The organism is Pseudomonas sp. PDM27 (assembly GCF_019219205.1).
Lineage (GTDB): Bacteria > Pseudomonadota > Gammaproteobacteria > Pseudomonadales > Pseudomonadaceae > Aquipseudomonas > Aquipseudomonas laurylsulfatiphila.
The window spans coordinates 214,204-232,918 of the sequence record NZ_JAHUWF010000009.1 but is presented as its reverse complement, the minus strand read 5'-3'; the positions used below and the strand labels follow the sequence as shown (position 1 = coordinate 232,918).

At 60.3% G+C, this 18,715-nt stretch carries 13 protein-coding genes; 7 read left to right on the top strand and 6 right to left on the bottom strand.

Annotated elements, in window-relative coordinates; all coding sequences use genetic code 11:
* Positions 1–18: 18 nt before the first annotated feature.
* The 3 genes from ispA to KW838_RS19630 all read right to left on the bottom strand — a co-directional run bounded on the left by ispA (position 19) and on the right by KW838_RS19630 (position 2,456).
* Positions 19–906 carry a (2E,6E)-farnesyl diphosphate synthase gene (gene ispA, locus KW838_RS19640; protein ID WP_102702044.1) on the bottom strand — a complete coding sequence of 296 codons (888 nt, stop codon included), beginning with the start codon at positions 904–906 and terminating at the stop codon, positions 19–21.
* Entirely contained in the window at positions 903–1,145 is a 243-nt protein-coding gene (locus tag KW838_RS19635) for an exodeoxyribonuclease VII small subunit (protein WP_007970180.1), read from the bottom strand. The genes ispA and KW838_RS19635 overlap by 4 nt, the downstream gene beginning before the upstream one ends.
* Before the next feature lie 165 nt (positions 1,146–1,310).
* Complete coding sequence (locus tag KW838_RS19630) at positions 1,311–2,456, bottom strand: Fic family protein (protein ID WP_218502709.1); 1,146 nt, start codon at positions 2,454–2,456, stop codon at positions 1,311–1,313.
* Positions 2,457–2,733: 277 nt separating this feature from the next.
* On the opposite strand from KW838_RS19630, the gene KW838_RS19625 reads away from it, so the two are divergent.
* The 7 genes from KW838_RS19625 (at position 2,734) to KW838_RS29725 (ending at position 15,716) form a co-directional block, all read left to right on the top strand.
* A complete protein-coding gene (locus tag KW838_RS19625; protein WP_218502707.1) occupies positions 2,734–3,525 on the top strand; it encodes a YfaP family protein in 792 nt (263 codons plus the stop codon).
* A 38-nt stretch (positions 3,526–3,563) separates the two neighbouring features.
* Positions 3,564–5,276 (top strand): DUF2138 domain-containing protein, encoded by a 1,713-nt coding sequence (locus KW838_RS19620; protein WP_218502705.1) that lies wholly within the window; start codon positions 3,564–3,566, stop codon positions 5,274–5,276.
* Positions 5,273–5,911 (top strand): DUF1175 family protein, encoded by a 639-nt coding sequence (locus KW838_RS19615; RefSeq protein WP_218502703.1) that lies wholly within the window; start codon positions 5,273–5,275, stop codon positions 5,909–5,911. The genes KW838_RS19620 and KW838_RS19615 overlap by 4 nt, the downstream gene beginning before the upstream one ends.
* Positions 5,908–10,467 (top strand): alpha-2-macroglobulin, encoded by a 4,560-nt coding sequence (locus KW838_RS19610; RefSeq protein WP_218502701.1) that lies wholly within the window; start codon positions 5,908–5,910, stop codon positions 10,465–10,467. The genes KW838_RS19615 and KW838_RS19610 overlap by 4 nt, the downstream gene beginning before the upstream one ends.
* Entirely contained in the window at positions 10,445–12,076 is a 1,632-nt protein-coding gene (locus KW838_RS19605) for a DUF2300 domain-containing protein (RefSeq protein ID WP_218502694.1), read from the top strand. The genes KW838_RS19610 and KW838_RS19605 overlap by 23 nt, the downstream gene beginning before the upstream one ends.
* A gap of 3 nt (positions 12,077–12,079) precedes the next feature.
* Positions 12,080–12,892, top strand: coding sequence for a YfaP family protein (locus KW838_RS19600; protein WP_218502684.1), 813 nt, complete (start codon positions 12,080–12,082; stop codon positions 12,890–12,892).
* Between the two features lie 598 nt (positions 12,893–13,490).
* Positions 13,491–15,716 carry a calcium-binding protein gene (locus tag KW838_RS29725; protein WP_218502682.1) on the top strand — a complete coding sequence of 742 codons (2,226 nt, stop codon included), beginning with the start codon at positions 13,491–13,493 and terminating at the stop codon, positions 15,714–15,716.
* A gap of 567 nt (positions 15,717–16,283) precedes the next feature.
* Here the strand turns inward: KW838_RS29725 and KW838_RS19590 are convergent.
* From KW838_RS19590 to KW838_RS19580, 3 genes are all read right to left on the bottom strand, one after another.
* Positions 16,284–17,030, bottom strand: a complete 747-nt coding sequence (locus KW838_RS19590) for a S24 family peptidase (RefSeq protein ID WP_218502680.1) — start codon at positions 17,028–17,030, stop codon at positions 16,284–16,286.
* 229 nt (positions 17,031–17,259) lie between these two features.
* The gene (gene ppa / locus KW838_RS19585) at positions 17,260–17,787 is read right to left on the bottom strand and encodes an inorganic diphosphatase (protein ID WP_007894323.1); all 528 of its coding nucleotides are present in this window, start codon (positions 17,785–17,787) and stop codon (positions 17,260–17,262) included.
* Positions 17,788–17,900: 113 nt separating this feature from the next.
* Positions 17,901–18,713, bottom strand: a complete 813-nt coding sequence (locus KW838_RS19580) for a zinc-dependent peptidase (RefSeq protein WP_102702054.1) — start codon at positions 18,711–18,713, stop codon at positions 17,901–17,903.
* Positions 18,714–18,715: the final 2 nt, after the last annotated feature.

The following is an 18,715-nucleotide window of genomic DNA, read 5'->3' as shown; positions in this document are numbered from 1 at the left end:
TTTTTGGCGGATTCGCCTTCAACTGCGGCGATCGACGATATACCGGGCCAGATCCCGCAACGGCTCGGCCGCCGCGTCAAACGGTCGCAGGGCGTGCAGGGCCTGGTCGCGCAGCTCAAGGGCATAGGCCTTGGCGGCGTCGAGGCCGAGCAGGGCCGGGTAGGTCGGCTTGTCCCGGGCAATGTCTGCGCCCTGGCGTTTGCCGAGGGTGGCGGTATCACTTTCGACGTCGAGAATGTCGTCCTGGACCTGGAATGCCAGGCCGATGGCCTGTGCATAAGTCTGCAGGGACTTGAGTTCGTCTTTCTCGGCACGGCCGCTGGCCAGGGCGCCGAGTTTGACGCTGACTTCGATCAGCGCGCCGGTCTTGTGCCGGTGCATGTACTCCAGGGCTTTCTGGTCAAGCTTCAGGCCGACCGAACCGAGGTCGATGGCCTGACCGCCGACCATGCCTGCCGGGCCCGCCGCCAGTGCCAGGGCGCTGACCATTTGCAGGCGGATGTCGGCCTCCGACGTGCTCAGGCGCGGGTCTAGCAGGGCGCTGAAGGCCAGGCTCTGCAAGCCGTCGCCGGCGAGGATCGCGCAGGCCTCATCGAATTTCTTGTGGGTGGTGGGCTGGCCGCGACGCAGATCGTCATCATCCATCGCCGGCAAATCGTCATGCACCAGTGAATAGGCGTGGATTAGCTCCACCGCACAGGCGGCACCGTTGGCTTGTTCAGGCTTGCCGCCCAATGCTTCACACGCGGCGTAGGCCAGCAGGGGACGCACGCGTTTGCCGCCATTCATCACGCTGTAGCGCATGGCTTCGTAAAGCCGCGCCAACTCGGGGCCTGGTGCCGTGAACAGGGTTTCCAGAGCCGCATTGACGCGGGCCTGGCTGGTGGCCGAGTACGCTGCAATCATTCTGGCTGATCCGCGTCGAAGGGTTCCTCGGCCAACTCGCCATCACGCTCGAGCAGTACCTGAACCTTTTGCTCGGCCTGGGCCAGCGCCGCCTGGCAATCGCGGGTCAGACCGATGCCTTGCTCGAAAGCGGCCAGCGAGTCCTCCAGCGACAATTCGCCATTCTCCAGACGCTCCACCAGCGTTTGCAGGTCGGCGAGGGACTGTTCGAAATCCAGTGCAGCTTTTTTGCGGGCCATGGCGGCGATTTCCGGTTGACGTTAAACCGGCGCGACACTAGCAGATAGGGGGTTTATGGGCAAACTCACAGACGACGCACGCCCTTGTAGGAGCTGCCGAAGGCTGCGATCTTTTGACTTTGTTTTTTGGAAGCAGGATCAAAAGATCGCAGCCTCCGGCAGCTCCTACAGTACCGGGTTATCAGGATAGTGGATTCGGTAGCGGGTGCTGCGCCCGCCACCGGGCAGGCGTTGCAGACAGCCCTTATCCAGCAGTTCGGCCAGATGACGGGTTGCGGTCGCTTTGGATACTTTGGCGACGGCCTGGTATTGAGCCGCACTGATGCCGTGCTCGAAGCCCCTTTCGCCGCCATCGAGCAAGCGATTCAGTACCCTGGTTTGTTCGGCCGACAGCCCGGATGTTTGGTGCGCCTGCCAGAATCGCGCCTTGCCTAGCACACTGTCGATCCGTGCCATGGCTTGTTGCAGGCTGAGCAGAAGCGTTTGCAGGAACCACTCCAGCCACTCAGTGACATCGGTCGTAGCTTTTTGACTCGTTTCCAATACCCGGTAGTAACCGGAGCGGTCCTCAAGAATGCTTGCCGACATTGCGTAAAAACGAATCGCCTGAGCCTCGCCCTGTGCCAATGCAAGGTCCGTGATGGTGCGCGTGAGGCGACCATTGCCGTCGTCAAAAGGGTGGAGTGTGACAAACCAGAAGTGTGCGATGCCAGCACGCAGCAATGGGTCGAGTCCGGCCTGGCTTCGGCCGCACTCAAACCAGTCGAGGAAGATTTCGAGTTGACGCTCAAGGCCCGGTCGAGGCGGCGCTTCGAAGTGTACGGTCGGCTTGTCGAGACGACCGGAGACGACCTGCATCGGTTCATCGCCGCGCAATGCACCGACACGTATCGCCCGGGTGGCGAGGTTGCCGTCCTGCTCCGGAAACAACCATCCATGCCAGTGCAGCAAGCGGTCCAGTGTCAGCGGCTCGGCAAAATGCTGAGTAGCATCAAGCATCAATTGCGCAAGACCTTCACTGCGTTGGCTGACTCTATCGCCATCAACCAGATCCAGACCCAGGCGTCGAGCCAGCGACGAACGAACGGAGCCGACGTTCAGTTGTTCACCTTCAATGGCCGATGAGGTGACGATGTTTTGCAACAACGCATCCAGCTCACTTTGCGCGCTCAGCGAACTGCCCACGGAACTGGCCATGCCCATTAGCCGACCTTGTGCTTGAACGCACTCCCGTAACAAGGGCGCCAAGCGTTCGGCATTCCAGGTGAACTCTGGCCAATCAGGCTGCTGCCATATCCATTGAGGTGTCATGCACTTGATGCTCTAAGTGGGGTGAGCCGATTAGATCGGTTATTCGGCTCACATAATGAGCCGAATATGGCGCGTATTCGGCTCTCCGTCCACCCGTTATCGTGATTCCCACCGCAATTTCGGAGCCATCCGATTGTTAAAAAACACCCGAATGGCTAACCTTCGAGCCCTATACGACCTGGCAGTCACGGGTCTTTCAGACGAAACGCAGTATTCCCATCTGTAACGCGCCCAGGATCAGGTGCAAGGTTTCGTCATGCATGGCAGGAGGCGTCACATGCGCTCATTTCTTTTGCTGCTGATCGGGTTGGCTATCGGGCCCCCGGTTCTGGCTGCGCCGAATGCCGAGTTGTCGGAACCGGTGGGCGGCTGGCGCTACAACGGTTTGCTGGATCGTACGGAAAACCCGCAAGTCGCCTATCCCACGCCGCCCATCGACCGGGGCGTGCAGCGCAATCGCACGATGATCGAAGGCCAACTCAAGGCCCTCGGCACTCAGCGTGGGCCGCACACGCTGGCGGTCAACGGCAATCCCTTGAATCTGTACACCGACGACCAGGGCCGTTTCGCCCGGCCCTATGCGTTCGGCGCCGGTTCCAACAGCGTCGAAGTGCGTAGCGTTGAAGGCCAGTCGCTCAAGCGCGTTCAATTCTATGAAGCCAACAATCTGCGCACCCCGGTGCGGATTCGTGTGGTGCTGGGCTGGGACGACCCGAAGGCCGAACTCGATTTGCACATCATCACCCCCGACGGCCAGCACGCTTTCTGGGCGCACTCGGCGCTGACCAATGGCGGCGGCCTCGATCCGGACGGCGTCGATGGACCGGGCCCGGAAATGTTCACCATGACCGCACCGCTGCACGGCACCTATCTGGTTTACGTGAACTATTGGGGCAACTTCGGCAGCGGCGGCTATAACTTCGATGAGACCGGCAACCAGAACGAGGTGATTACCTCGCAGATCAACCTGGTGCTCAACGAAAACACCGTCGATGAAAAGCGCGAGACGTTCATCGTGCCCCTGCGCGCAATCGGCGACCTGCTGCTGGTCAAGACTTTCAACTATTAAGCATCCCGCTCCACGGATGAACATCGGGTTTTGTGAACATGAGTGATAGCACTGTTACTCCGGCCGCTGGCGCACCCGCGGCCAAATCTTCCCTGCATTGGCCGACGCTGCTGATCGGCATATGCCTGGTCGCTGGCGTGGCCGGTGGGTTGGGGTGGCTCATGCATAAACCCAAGGCGCCGGCGCCTGCGTTGGCCAGTGACAAACTGGGTATGGGCCGGCCGGATGGTTTGCTGGAATCCCACTCCTTGAGCCAATTGCCCAAAGACCTGCTCGCGGTGCCCTTCCTCAAGGAAACCCTGACCGAAGATTTCGTCTTCTACTACGAAACACACGTTGATCGCCTCGGTTTGATCGGCAGTCTGCGGCGGATCATCTACGAACATGACCTGAAGTTGCAGGACACCCTGATCGAGCAACTGTTCGATCAGCCTGCCGACGTGGCGTTGTGGCGCGGGGCGGACGGGCGGCTCAAGGATTTCCTGCTGGTGATGGATCGCGGCGGCCTGGCCAAGGTGCTGGAACCGCTGGCCAAAGTCGCGCTGGACGACTCGCAGTTGAGCAAGGTCGCTGACGTGAAGGTCGGCAGCGAAGACGTGCCGCTCTATCAACTCAATTACAACGCCAGCAAGGCGCTGTTGTTCGCGTCCCATGGCGACAAACTGGTGGTGCTGTCCAATCCGGCGAAACTCTACGATCCGCAAAACGGTGCAATGGAGGAACCGGGCAGCGTATCGACCACGGCCGTTGCCGCGCTGCTCAATGGCGAAAAACTGTTTCCCGAAGCCTTTGGTCTGCCACCTCGTGCGCCGCAGGTGAAACAACGACTGTCGGTGAATGCCAGCGTGCTGGCCATGGGTTACCAGCGTTTTATCCCGAACTTCGCCGGCCTGCGCTTCGACATGGACGACAAGGGCTGGCACAGCTTTCTGGCCATGGACGAGCTGGAGAACCAGCCGGACTTCGATTTCAAACCGATCTGGCAAGCCATGCCTATGGGCGCAAGCGCTTGTGTAGCGTTGCCGCTGGCTGCCGAACAACAGAAGCCGCTGCTGGTGAAACTCGGTGCCGAGGAGACGGTGGCCCAGGCACTGACCGAACACATGGCCGGCGCGGCGGGGCTGTGCTGGTATGCCGATTCGCGGTTGTACACGCCCTTGCTGGTGGCCAGCCTCAACGATGACGACGGCGGCAAACTCGATGGGGATCTGGGCAAACTGTTCGGCTCGATGGTCGGTGCACACGAGAGCAATGTCGAGGACGGTGCCTTCCCGGTGGTGGAAAAACAGGAAGGCCAGAGCCATCAGTGGCAACGCCAGGTCAGCTCCAGTTTCGGGCCTTATGCGGCCAAGGAAGCTCAAGATCCTAATGCCATCACCGGCAAGGCGTTCATGAAAGTCAGCCTGGCGCGCCATGGTTCGACGTTGCTGTTTTCCCTCGACGACAAGCTGGTGGACAAGGCCCTCGGCACCCTCGACAAACGCTTCCCGCCGATGGCCGACGTGGTGCCCAAGGACTTGCTGATGCCAGTCTATTTCGGCCCCGATTCGATGGCGCAACTGATGCGGCAGGAAACCCTCGACAGCCTGCCCCAGGACATGGAGCCGGTGTTCTACAACGCCGCGCAAACCTTCCTGATTCCGAAACTGCGCACGCTCGGTGGCTACGGCAAATACGCCCTGACCTTGCCCGAAGGCAGCGAGCCAGACGGCCACTGGCAGTGGCTGCCGCTGGAGTGGAAAGCGCTGTGACGCCATTGATCCGCAGTCTCGGCCTGCTGGCGTTGTTGCTGAGCGCAGGTGCCCGCGCTGTCGAGGCGCCGTCGCTCGACCCGCAGCAATCCCAGGTGTTCCGCGCCTGGTTCGTGCGCATTGCCCAGGAGCAACTGAGCCAGGGTCCGAGCCCCCGTTGGTATCAGCAAGACTGCGCCGGACTGGTGCGCTTTGCCGCCAATGAAGCGCTGAAAGTCCACGACGACAAATGGCTGCGCAGCAATGGCCTGTCCAACCGTTACCTGCCGCCGGAGCTGCAATTGAGCGATGCCCAGCGCGGTCTCGCCCAGCAGTGGCAGCAGGGCGGCGGCAAGGTCGGGCCGTACGTCAACGCGATCAAATTGATCCAGTTCAACAGCCATCTGGTCAGCCGCGATGTGTCACAGGCACGCCCCGGCGACCTGATGTTTTTCGATCAGGGCGACGACCAGCACCTGATGATCTGGATGGGCCGCTACATCGCCTATCACACCGGCACCACCACACCCACCGACAACGGCATGCGTTCGGCAAGCCTGCAGCAACTCATGACATGGAAGGACACCCGATGGATACCCGACGCAGCCAACCCCAACTTCATCGGCGTCTATCGACTGAATTTTCTCTCCCAATGACCGGTGCCCGCATGCTGCGTTTTCTGTCTCTGATGTTGGTGTGGATGCTGCCACTCTCGGTGGTTAACGCCGATGACTCGGTCCCGGCCAGCGGCTATGCGCCGGTGGCCGGCGAGAGCTTCTTCCTGCTGGCCGACAGCAGTTTCGCCAGCGATGAGCCGGCGATGGTGCGCCTCGAAGCGCCGGGCCGCGACTATCGCCGGTTTCGCATGGAGCCCTATGGCGGCGCGGACATCCGGGTGTATCGCATCGACAAGCCGCTGGACTTCCTCAAGCGCCAGAAGAACCTGCATCGGGTGGTCAGCGACGGCCAGTTCAAGGGTGAAGGTCTGTCCAACACCCTCGCGTACCTGTGGGACAACTGGTATCGCAAATCCCGCCGGGTGATGCAGCGTGCGTTTTCCTACGAGTCGCGTAAACAAGTCACCGAGGAAGTGCCGGAACTGAAGATGGGCAATGCGATGGCCGCGCCAACGCCCTACGATGCGCAGCCGCAATTCGCGTTGATACCGGGTTTGCCGGTGGTCAGCCAGTTCCGTTATCCGTTGTGGCAGGCCAAGCCGATCCAGCCACCGGCGGGGGTGAACCTGGCCGGATCTTCCAGCGAGTTTGTCAGTGTCGCGCCGGGCAATGTGTACATCCCGCTGGGCACTCTCAAACCGGGTCTTTATCTGGTGGAAGCGCTGATCGGCAAGTACCGCGCGACCACCATGGTGTTCGTCTCCAACACCGTGGCGGTGAGCAAGATTGCCGGTGACGAATTGCTGGTGTGGGCCGCGCGCAAACACGAAGGCAGCTCGGTGCCGAAGGTCAATGTGCTGTGGACCGACGGCCTGGGTGTGATGAGCAGCGGCGCCACCGATAGCGACGGCTTGCTGCGCTTGAAACACGTCAGCCCCGAGCGCTCCTTCGTGATCGGCGAAGACGAAGAGGGCGGAGTGTTCGTCTCCGAGAACTTCTACTACGACAGCGAAATCTACGACACCAAACTCTATGCTTTCACCGACCGGCCGCTTTATCGGCCGGGGGATTGGGTGTCGCTGAAAATCGTCGGACGTGAATTCAAGAACGCGCGGGACTCGGTGCAGCCAAGCGCTGCCGACGTCAATGTGAGCGTGCTCGATGCCACCGGCACGGCGCTGCAATCCCTCGATCTGAAACTCGATTCCAGGGCCGGCACCCAGGGCCGCTTCCAGTTGCCGGACAATGCCGTGGCCGGTGGTTATGAACTGCGTTTCACCTACAAGGACCAGACCTACAGCAGCGCCTTCCGCGTCGCTGAATACATCAAGCCGCACTTCGAGATTTCGCTCAATCTGGCCAAGCAGGATTACCGCACCAGCGAGCCGGTCAAGGGCAACCTGGTGCTGCTGTACCCGGACGGCAAACCGGTGGCCAATGCGAAATTGAGCCTGAGCCTGCGCGCCCAACAGCTGTCGATGGTCGACAACGAGCTGCAGTACCTCGGGCAATTTCCGGTGGAGCTGACCAGTACCGAACTGACCACCGACGCCAAGGGCAACGCAACGCTCGACCTGCCCGCCGCCGACAAGCCGAGTCGCTATATGCTCACCGTGTTCGCCAGCGACGGCGCGGCGTATCGGGTCAAGACCACCAAGGAAATCCTCATCGACCGTGGCGCGGCGAACTTCCGCTTGAGCGCGCCCCGACGCTTCAGCGCGGTGGGCGACAAGGTCGCGTTCAGCTACACCCGCGAAGGCGAGCAGGCGCAGGCCGTTACACCGGGCAGCTACGGCTGGGTACGTCTGGAAGACCAGAGCACCGGCGAAGGCAAACTTGCGGCAACCGACAAAGGTTTCACCCTGGCCTTTGACCGACCGGGCACCTACAACCTGACGCTCAAGGATGACCACGGTCGCGTGGTCGGCGCCACCGGGCATTCGGTCACCGGGGAAGGTGTCAAAGCCGTACCCGGTACCGTGGAAATCGTCCTCGACAAATCCGAGTACATCACCGGCGATGAAGCGCTGGCGCTGATCACTTTCCCGGAACCGGTCAACGATGCCTTGCTGTCGCTGGAGCGGGACAAGGTCGAGGCGACCGCGCTGCTGTCCAGGGGCGGTGACTGGCTGAAGACGGAAAAGCTCAGCGATACTCAATACCGCGCGCGCATCCCGGTGAAGGACGGCTTCGCGCCGAACCTGACCTTCTCGGTGCTGTACACCAAGGGCGGGCAGTACAGTTTCCAGAACGCCGGCATCAAGGTGGTGACGCCACAGATCGACGTGGTCATCGCCACCGATAAAGACACCTACCAGCCGGGCGAAACCGTCTCGGTGGACCTGACGACTCAATTTGCCGGTAAGCCGATCCCGGGGCACCTGACGGTCAGCGTGGTCGATGAAATGGTCTACGCGCTGCAACCGGAAGTGGCGCCGAGCATCGACCAGTTCTTCTATCACCCGCGGCGCAACAACGTGCGCACCAGCGCCAGTTTGTCGTTCATCAGTTATGACGTCGCCTTGCCGGGCAGCCCCGGTGCACCGGGCAAAGCCAATCGCAGTGAGCGCGGCGTGAAGGTGCTGGAACGGCCGCGTCGCGAGGACGTCGACACGGCGACGTGGCAGCCAGAATTGCTGACCGACGCCAACGGCAAAACCCGCTTCACCTTCAAGATGCCCGACTCCCTGACCCGCTGGCGCATCACCGCCAGGGCCATCGCCGATGACGGTCAGGTCGGGCAGAAGAAGCAATTCGTACGCTCGGAAAAACCGCTGTACCTGAAGTGGAGCGGGCCGAGTCGATTCCGTACCGGCGACAAACCGGACCTCGGAGTGTTCGCCTTCAGTCAGGCCGAGAAACCGGTCAAGGCCGAATTGGTGACCCGTTACGCCGGCAACGAACAGCGCCTGCCTGTGACCCTGAACAGCGGCATCAACTTCATACCGTTGCCGGCATTTGAACTGGCCAATGGCGAGTGGAGCGCCGAGCTGGTGCAGGACGGCAAAATCGCTGATGCATTGGCGGTGCACCTGAGCGCGACCGGTGAAGGCTGGCGGGTGACGCAATCCCAAAGTCTCGATGTGAGCAGCGGCGATACACCGCTGACTCTGCCGGCAGACGCGACCGATATTCGCCTGCGTCTGGATGACAGTCCGCAAGCGTTGTTCCGTTCGGCCCTCGACGACCTGTTGAGCTACCCCTACGGTGGTGTCGAGCAGACCGCCAGTCGTCTGTTGCCGTTGAGCATTGCCTACCCGACGCTGGCGGCGAATCCGCAGATCCGCGATCGCTTGCGCCTGATCATGCAAAACAGTCGCCTGCGACTGGTACAAATGGCCGGTCCTTCGGCGAGCTTCACCTGGTGGGGCATGGACGGCGAGCCGGACGCGTTCCTCACCGCCTACGCCTATTACGCCGACTGGCACGCCAGCCGGGTACTGGACCTGAGCCTGCCGCCGGAGCATTGGCAGCGAGTGCTGGAGGTCTACGCCAAACAGGCGAACAACACGCCGCTGTTGCAGCGGGCGCTGATCCTGTCGTTCGCCAAACAGATGCAGTTGCCTGTCAACACCTTGCTCAGTGGCCTGATGGATGATCTGGCGAAAGCGGGCGAGGGCACTGCCGCCAACCTGATGGAAGACGGCGAAGACAGCCTCGTCATGAGCGACCCGGATTCAGCCTTGGGACTGGCTGCCGCGCGAGTGTTGACGGCCTCGCTGGCCAGGCAGGCGAAGGTCGCTGTGCCGGATGCGTTCAACCGGCAACTGGCCGACGCGCAGCAACGTCTGGCGTTCAGTTCCCAACCGTTTGCCGAAGCGCTGAACCTGTCGCTGCAACCCTTCGATCAGGCTCATGCCCAGGCGTTGTTGCAACGCCTGTTGCCGCAGCAATCGACCCTGGAACGGGCATTGGCGCTCACCTGGCTGCAGCGCAGCATCGAGCAGGCATCGCCCACCATTGCATTGGCGCCGGGTGAAGGCTGGAAGAAACAGTACGGGGTTTCTGGCGAGATGTATTGGACGTGGCAGGGGCCTGCGCCAGTGCCGGCGGTATTGATGCTGAGCGGGGTGCAGGAGCGTCCGCTGCGCGCTGCATTGAGCTATCGCAGTCAGCAGCCGGCGGTGGATCCGATGGCGGTGACCATCACCCGTCGCCTGTCGCGGCTGGTGCCGGGGGATGAGGCTTTCACTTTCAAACTCGAGGCAGTCGGCAACGCGCCGCTGTCCAGCGACAGCCTCTATCTCGACGAAGTGATCGTCACCAGCAAAGCCGCCAAACCGCTGCGTTACGGCCTGCTGGAAGTGCCGCTGCCACCGGGCGCCGATGTCGAGCGCACGACCTGGGGCATCAAGCTCATGGGCAAGGCTGGCACCGAACCGACATCGCTGGAGAAGGCGCGTTTCGAGCCGGGGCAAATGGCCTATGCCGTTCCGGTCGATGCCTTGAGTGGCGAATTGCGCCTGCGGCATCTGGTGCGTTTCTCGCAAAAGGGGCAGTTCAACTTGCCGCCAGTGCGATTCACTCAGGTGTATGCGCCACAGCATCAGGCGATGGAACAAAAGGCAGCCCTTGGCCAGGTCACGGTTCACTGACGTGCACAAGTTGCTGCTGTGTTTGATCCCTGTGCTGGCGACAGCACAGGACGAACCGCTGCGCCTGGCCTTCAAGGGCGATTTATTGTCGTTGAGCCGAACTCAGGTGATCGCCCGCGAGCCACTGCCGCAGACCTTGCAGACACCACTGGGCAGTGTGTGGAAGTTGTTCGTCTACGCCTGGCTGGTCGATACCGGTGCGCGTGAACCGGCTTATGAATGTCGCGGCCAGTCGAAGGAAGAAGTCTATTGCTGCACGGCGGGCGGCAGGATCGAGCGCGATCAGGCGTTGGTGAAGTCATGCGGTCTGTATTTCGAACCCGCGCGACTGGGCATCCGCGAGGCCGACTGGCGAGCCTATTGGCAGGCACGGCAGGCGCCGCATTGGCTGCTGGATTTGCCTTCGTTGCAACCGGCTACCCGGGCTTCGGTGGCGGAACTGTTAAAGGTGTTGGCCGTGCTGCCGGCGCAGGATCAAGCCCGACGTGTGTTGCTCGATGTGGTGCTCAATGCCGCCGACGGAAATGTCGTCGGCGAACTCGGAAGCCGCCTGCGGGTGAAGACCTGGAGCTGGTTGGCGGATCAAGATGCCACGTCACGCCAGGGCGGATTTGCCGGCTGGACGGCGGATGGTGCACCGGTCTGGGCCGGGGGGCGGGGCACCAGTCAGCGGGTACTGCGCGATTACGCCCAGGCGTTGTCTACGGTGATACCTGTTTCCTGGTCTGCGGATGCAGGGACGTGTGTAGAGGTCGATCTGTTCTCCCGCTATCCACTTCGGCGTGTCTTGTCAGGAGGCTCTGCGGTGACTTCCGGAGCGTTGCAGGGTGACTACCGCGTCGAATTCGCCAACGGCAATGCGCTGGATATCCACAGTGACGGTGAACTCTTTCTGCTGGACGACAAGCTCGTCGCCCGGCTGGATCGCGAAGAGTACGTCGCCCGTGTGCTCCAGCGCGAAGCCACTGCCGAGCCGGTCGAGGCCGCCAAAGCCCTCGCGGTGGTCATCCGCACGTACCTGCTGCAAAACGCCACGCGCAGCGGCGATTGCCTGAGCATCGACGACAGCAGCAGCCGTCAGCGGGTCGCGCCGCGTCCGGCATCGTCCAAGTCACGCGACATCGCCGCGTGGACCAGCGACCTGGTCCTGGCCGGCAGTACCGTCACCTATCATTCCGATCAACCCGGCCCGGACAAGCTGTCCTGGCAGCAAGCCGTCGAACAGGCCCGTGCCGGCCAGCGCTACGACGCCATCCTGCTGCACGCCTACCCACGCGCCAGTCTCAGTCGCTGGGACAACCCGATCGCGTCCTGCGAAGCATTGCCTGCCGCGCAAGACTGGCTGCAGAAACAGCGGCGCGGCTGGCGTGCGCGGTTGGAAGGCGAGGTCGGCTACAACGAAGTCGGCGCCTTCGCCGTATGCCGCCTGGCCTTCGGACGCCCCTATGTCGACCGCGAACGCCAGCGTATCTACGTGCGTGGCGTGCTGACGCTGCAAGACCGCCTCGACCTGACCCACGAATACCTGCACCTGGCCTTCGAGGCACACCCCAACGGCCAGGATGAAACCTACATCGAAGGGCTCGCCCGCCACCTCTTGCTGGAATAGACCATGAAACTCCGTTATCCACAGGTCTTGCTGTGTCTCTGCTCGCTGCTGGCGTTGCCAACAGTGATGGCGGCGGACAGCGTCAAACTCGACACCCCCGCAGGCGGCTGGCGCACCGGTGCGCCCGAGGGGGAAGGGGAAAGCTTCCGGCAGGTCGTCAACTACCCGGCCTCGTCGGTCAACACCCCGGCAGGGCAAGCCAACACCGCACGCATCAGCGGCCAGATCAAAGCCACAGCGAAATCCACAGAGCCCGGCCGGCTGATCGTCAACGGGGTGAACATGCCGCTGAAAATCGACCCGGCCGGTCGCTTCGATCGCCCGTTCTCATTCCCCAACGGCAGCAACAGCGTCGAAGTTCGCAACCCCGATGGCCAGCTCCGTCACCGCACGCAATTCCTCAACAGCAGCGGCGGTGCGATCCCGGCCAAGTTACGTGTGTTGCTGGCATGGGACAGCGACAACACCGACCTCGACCTGCACCTCATCACCCCCGACGGCGCGCACATCTGGTACGGCGACCGCATCGCCCCCAACGGCGCAGCGCTCGACGTCGATGTCACGACCGGCTACGGCCCGGAAATCTTCGCCATGCCCGCGCCGATCAAGGGGCAGTATCTGGTGTATGTGAACTACTTCGGTGGCGGCTACAGCAGTGATGAGGAAGGGCAGGAAGACGCGGTACAGGCGCTGACCACCGCGCAGGTGACGGTGATTACCGAGGAAGGGACACCGAGTGAAAAGATGGAGACCTTCCTGGTGCCGATGCGGGCGGTGGGGGAGTTGACGTTGGTGAAGTCGTTCAGCTATCCGTGAGGTTGAGGTACAACTTGCGCAGGGTTTGCACACGATTGCGCCCGTGATCCTTTGAGCCAGGCAGGCAGCCTTGAACTTATCCTCCATGTGCAATCCACTTGACAGAGTCCATGCTCTCAGTAATATCGTTTTGATATTATCTCGGCATAGGGACTGCATGAGAACAGCCGAAAAAATGGCTGCTGATCCATTCTGAACAATGAGGTCGGGGTAGTCAGGTGTAGTGGAATGGCGTCAAAAAGCCCCTGCGGCACCAACGTACGGGGCATTTTATTTTCCAAAGCCAATGTGGAAGTCGGGTCGACCTACGCCCCCAACTTGCCATCAGCCATCTGTGAGCGGGTGTAGTAAATCCCCTGGGTTTCGTAGATGCATCTAATAGTCGACTGTTGATCGAACTTGGCTAGTCGCCAATGTCGGCTTTGGATTGTAACTACGCAACTGGAGCAGGATTGAGAATAGTATGTGCAGCGATTTTTTAAACCAAGCAAGAGTTTGACATGAGCATGTACGAGGATGGGTTGCGCCTCGAGTTACTGCTTGGAGTTTAGCCTGTGGCAGAAGCCGCTTTTTTAGCAGTAAAGACAGGAGAGTCTAAATGGCAACAGTTAATGGAAAAACGGTAACCGGGCCCACCATCTATGGAACCACCGGCTATGATATAATTTATGGCGCCAACATCGCCGAAGTTATTTATGGCGGAACGGGTGACGATACCATTTATGGCAATGATGGTAACGATACGATCTATGGTGGCAGTGGGTCGGACGCCCTGAATGGCGGCAACGGCAACGATATCCTGGACGCGGGCACTAGCAGTAATAGTGTCCTTACAGGCGACGCGGGGGCAGATACTTTCGTCATAAATCGTGGAGCCAGTTATATAGGGCAAACCATCACGGATTTTGACGTGTCCGCAGATCGGCTGGATCTTCGGCAGGTCGGTATCTCCGACATCGAGACACTTAATCGCCTGTTTGAAGTCAGTTACGATGACAAGCTTTTATTTACAATCAATACTAACGGTTATTATTCGAAGACCACGCTGAACAATCTTTGGGCCACCGGGATCGGGGAGTTGGACGCGTCCAATGTGCTTCTCAATACGACCGTCAAAGACGATACGCTGACCGCAACCTCCAGGAGCGACCTGTTCGGAGGGTTGGGTAATGACCGGCTTACAGGTTCCTCGTCCAGCGACCGCCTTTTTGGCGAAAGCGGCAATGACACCCTCTTCGGCATGAATGGGAATGACCTTTTGGTCGGTGGTGCCGGCAACGATACCCTGAACGGTGGCGCCGATGAAGATGTGCTCGAAGGCGGTAGTGGCAACGATATCCTGAATGGTGGCACTGGGAGCGATCAGCTCATCGGCGGGGCTGGTAGCGACGTATTCATCGCTCAGCGGGCGAGCAATTACTCCGACGCGACCCGAGTCATCGATTTCAGTCTCGCGGAGCAGGACAAGCTCGATGTCCGCAGTATCGGGATCAGTGATATCGAAAGCCTCAAGCGCTTGGTTGAGGCGGTGGACGACAAAGGTGGCGACGTCATCAAAAATTGGTACGGCGGCTACTCGGCTGAGTTGACGCTCACGGGAGTTTCGGTCGCCGACCTGACAACGTCCAACGTGCTCCTCAATACGAGCACGGCCAACACAAATCAGTTCGCCACCGGCAGTAGCGATTTATTCGGGGGCTTTGGCAACAACCGTCTCGTTGGCTCCTCGTCCCACGATCGCCTGTTCGGCGAAGGCGGCGCTGACACCCTGGAGGGGGGCGATAGTTACGACCTGCTGGTGGGTGGCAGTGGTAACGATAGTTTGTTCGGTGGCAATGGTAACGACACACTGGAGGGCGGCATCGGCGACGACAAGCTCGATGGTGGCGACAACAATGACATCCTCAAGGGCGGCGTCGGTAACGATACGCTGAATGGCGGCCTGGGCGACGACGTGTTATCGGGCGGCACCGGTAATGACTTGCTGATCGGCAGCCTTGGCGACGACTTCCTGGACGGCGGTGAGGGCATCGATACCCTGTCCTACGCAGCAGAGGGATTGGCGCTCAACGTCGATCTCAACCTCACGGGCGAGCAGCGTGTCCTGGCATCCCGTTACGAGGATGATCGAATTCTCAATATCGAAAACGTTATTGGTGGTTACGCGAACGATCGCCTGGTGGGCAATGCCTATAACAACAGCCTCGATGGAGGCAACGGTGACGATACACTCAGTGGTGGACTGGGTAATGACGTCCTGCGTGGTGCGACTGGCAATGACACCATAAACGGGGGTAGCGGCGTGGACACGGCTACCTACGAGGGGGCAGCTTCCGGGGTCAAGGTCGACCTGAACATCAAGACTGCCTCCCAGAATACACTCGGTGCAGGTGTCGATCGCCTCCTCTCCATCGAAAATCTCACCGGATCCAGCTACGCCGATACACTCAAAGGCGATGCGGCAGCCAACGTGTTAACGGGCGGACTTGGCAAGGACACGCTCATCGGCGGCGCTGGCAGCGATATTTTCGACTTCAATTCGTTGTTGGAAACGGGGACGATCAGCTCCACCTGGGATGTCATCAGCGACTTCGTGCGAGGTAGCGACAAGATTGACCTGTCGACGCTGGATGCCAACACCGCCACGACCGCCAATGACGCCTTTTACGCGATCATCGGTAGCACGACCGCCTTTACTGCCGCCGGGCAATTGAAGGTTGCCAATGGCGTGCTCTACGGCAACACGGATGCGGACAACACTGCCGAGTTCGCCATTCAGATCACCGGCGTCACGAGCCTCTCGACTTCGGACTTCATACTTTGAGCGTGGGGGGCAAATAGCCCCTCATCGAGCCAAGGTTCTAAACGACCCTGGCCATTTCATCAAAGCTGTTCAGCTATGGAAGTTTGAATCCTTGATCAGCAGAAAAATCCGGAGCCTCCTAACCAGGTTCCGGATTTTTTATGTACGAGTACTCGCCGGATCAAGCCGAGGAAGCGGCCCAATTGATGCTCAATCAGGCGGAGACGCTCTGTGAGGCCTGGCTATAGGCGTGAGGCATGAGGCGGCACAGATCGTTGGTGCCACACACACACACCTACGTGGATTTCGGGCATTAAAAAGCCGGCTTGTGGCCGGCTTCTCGGGGACTGGCTTGGATCATTTTTGGTAAACCGCGCCAGCCTTCAAAACGTACACCCGGATCTTGCGTCCGGCTGTGGGACCTGGTGAGAAAATCATCTGTCAGGTCAGCGCATCTGAGCCGCAGGGCGGGTCGATGCGCAAATGTGGGGCGCAGCATACGCAGGTTTGATGGAAATTCCCAGCGGGAAGTGCCGCGCAGAGCCGTTCGGCCACCTGGGTGGGTGGCCGATGGGCGTTGTGGAGCGTTTAAAGAAAGGGCACCGCTGGCCGCCGCTTGTTCAGGGTCGACCACCAGAACACCCAACCCAGTACCCTGATGTTCTGTTCCTCGATTTGTGCCGCCCGGAAGATTTCATCCGGGTACTCGGCGCGGTTGTGGCTGCGCAGTCGCAGGGAGTTGCCCGGTAGTCGGTGCAGGTACTTGATGCGCAGCATGCCGTCATGTTCGATGGCGTAGATCTCGCCATCGATAATCTGGGTCAGGCCACGATCGATCGCGAGGGTCGAACCGTCTTCAATTTTCTCCCCCATGCTGTTGCCGCTCATGAAGGCGCAGATGGCGTCGGCGTGGTTGATTTCCAGTGAGTCGAGATGGTTGCGGGGCAGGCGGATGGATGTCTCGGGATCTTCTATGACGTGGGTTTTGTTGGATCCCGGGGCGATGACAGCTTCTTTGTAGAAAGGCAGTTCGACGTCAACAGGCTCGATGACCGTGTAGACGCCGCGGATGGTCTGGGCGTCGAAGATGTTGCCGGACTCCTCGATCAGGCGCAGGTGCTGGGCGTCTTTCGAGCCTTCGCCGGTTTTCAGCCAGTTGCTGCTGACGGAGAGTTTTCTGGCGACTTCTTCCATGCAATGGGCAGGCACGCCGCGGGTGTACCAGTTATGTACATTTTGCGGAGCCGTACCCAGAAAGTCGGCAAATCCGGTGGTCGTGATGTTCGCTGCTTCGAGGAGCGCTTTAAAGCGTGGGCCGCTAGTGTTCTTTTTCATGAACGCGAGTCTACTGGCGGCTGGTAGGGGTTTGAATAAACGCCTCGTTCAAATTTCGCGGGAAATTTACGACCGGATGTAAGACATTCTTGAGGAATTTTAAACAGGCAAAAACCAAGGTTGAACGTGGTTAAACGTCGTGTTTAAAGCGCTTATCAAGCGCCCACAAAAAACCCCGGATCACCCGGGGTTTTTCTTGCAGCCTGTCGCTGGAAGCTCGCGGCTTCTCTTAACCTTTATAGGCAGCAACCGACTTGGTGATCGCGTCGCGGGCGGCGTCTGCGCCGGCCCAGCCTTCGATCTTCACCCATTTGCCTTTTTCGAGATCTTTGTAGTTCGCGAAGAAGTGCTCGATCTGCTGGATCAGCAGTGCTGGCAGGTCGGTGTATTCCTTGACGTCGACGTACAGCTGGGACAGCTTGTCGTGCGGAACTGCGATGACTTTGGCATCGCCGCCACCGTCGTCGGTCATGTTCAGGATGCCGACCGGGCGAGCGCGGATTACCGAACCTGGAGCAACCGGGTAAGGGGTCACGACCAGCACGTCGAGGGGATCACCGTCGTCAGCCAGGGTGTTCGGGATGTAACCGTAGTTGGCCGGGTAGAACATTGGGGTGGCCATGAAACGGTCAACGAACAGGCAATCGCTGTCTTTGTCGATTTCGTATTTGATCGGCGCGTGGTTGGCCGGAATCTCGATCGCGACGTAGATGTCGTTCGGCAGGTCTTTGCCAGCCGGAATCTTGCTGTAGCTCATTGGGCGTTGCCCCCGTTAGTTGACCAGAAACACTTGGCCGGATTGACCAAAAAGTGGCGGCGATTATAGGCATATTCCTGTGTCGACGCCATGTACCAGAAGTCGTATGACGCTCACTGGTGTGCCTGATAGACAGGGTCATGCGCCTGAAGTTGCTTCAACCTTGCCAGCGGGTCCTGGCGATAGAACAGCTTCAGTTGCTGGTACACCTGTGGATAAGCCTCGTGCAGCAAATCCGGGGCGCTGAAAAAGTATTCGCTGGTGACGGCGAAGAACTCGGCAGGGTTTTCGGCGGCGTACGGGTCAATGGCGGTTTCAGCGTCGGGATTGCGTTCCAGTTGCCGGTCGAGGTCGTCGTAGGCCTCTTGCATGACCTTGGCCCAGTCGCTGACCCGCATGTCGGGATGCAGTGGCGGCAGGCCGTTGGCGTCACCGTTGAGCATGTCGAGTTTGTGCGCCAGTTCGTGGATCACCAGGTTGTAGCCTTCCCAGCCTCCGCTGGCCATGACGCCGGGCCAGGCGAGGATGATCGGGCCTTGCTGCCAGGCTTCACCGCTGTGCTCACCGTCCCATTCATGCTCGACGCCGCTGGCGTCGCGATGGCGCTGGGGGCTGAGGAAGTCATCGGGGTAGAGAATGATTTCGTGGAAGCCCTGATACCAGTTCAGGTCGCCGAGGTGAAGCAGCGGCAGTTGCGCCTGGGCAGCGAGCAGCAAGCGTTGCTCCTGATGCAGTTCGACGCCGGGCAGGGCGCTCAGGTGCTTGTCTTCGAGGAACAGCACGCAGGCTTCGCGCAGCCATTGGTCTTCGGCGGCACTGATGCCATCGAGAAAGCTCAGGTGATGGCGCACCCGTTGCCACATGTCATCGGCAATCGGGTGCCTGGCCAGGGTGCGTCGGCGACGCCAGGCGCTCAGGGACCACATCG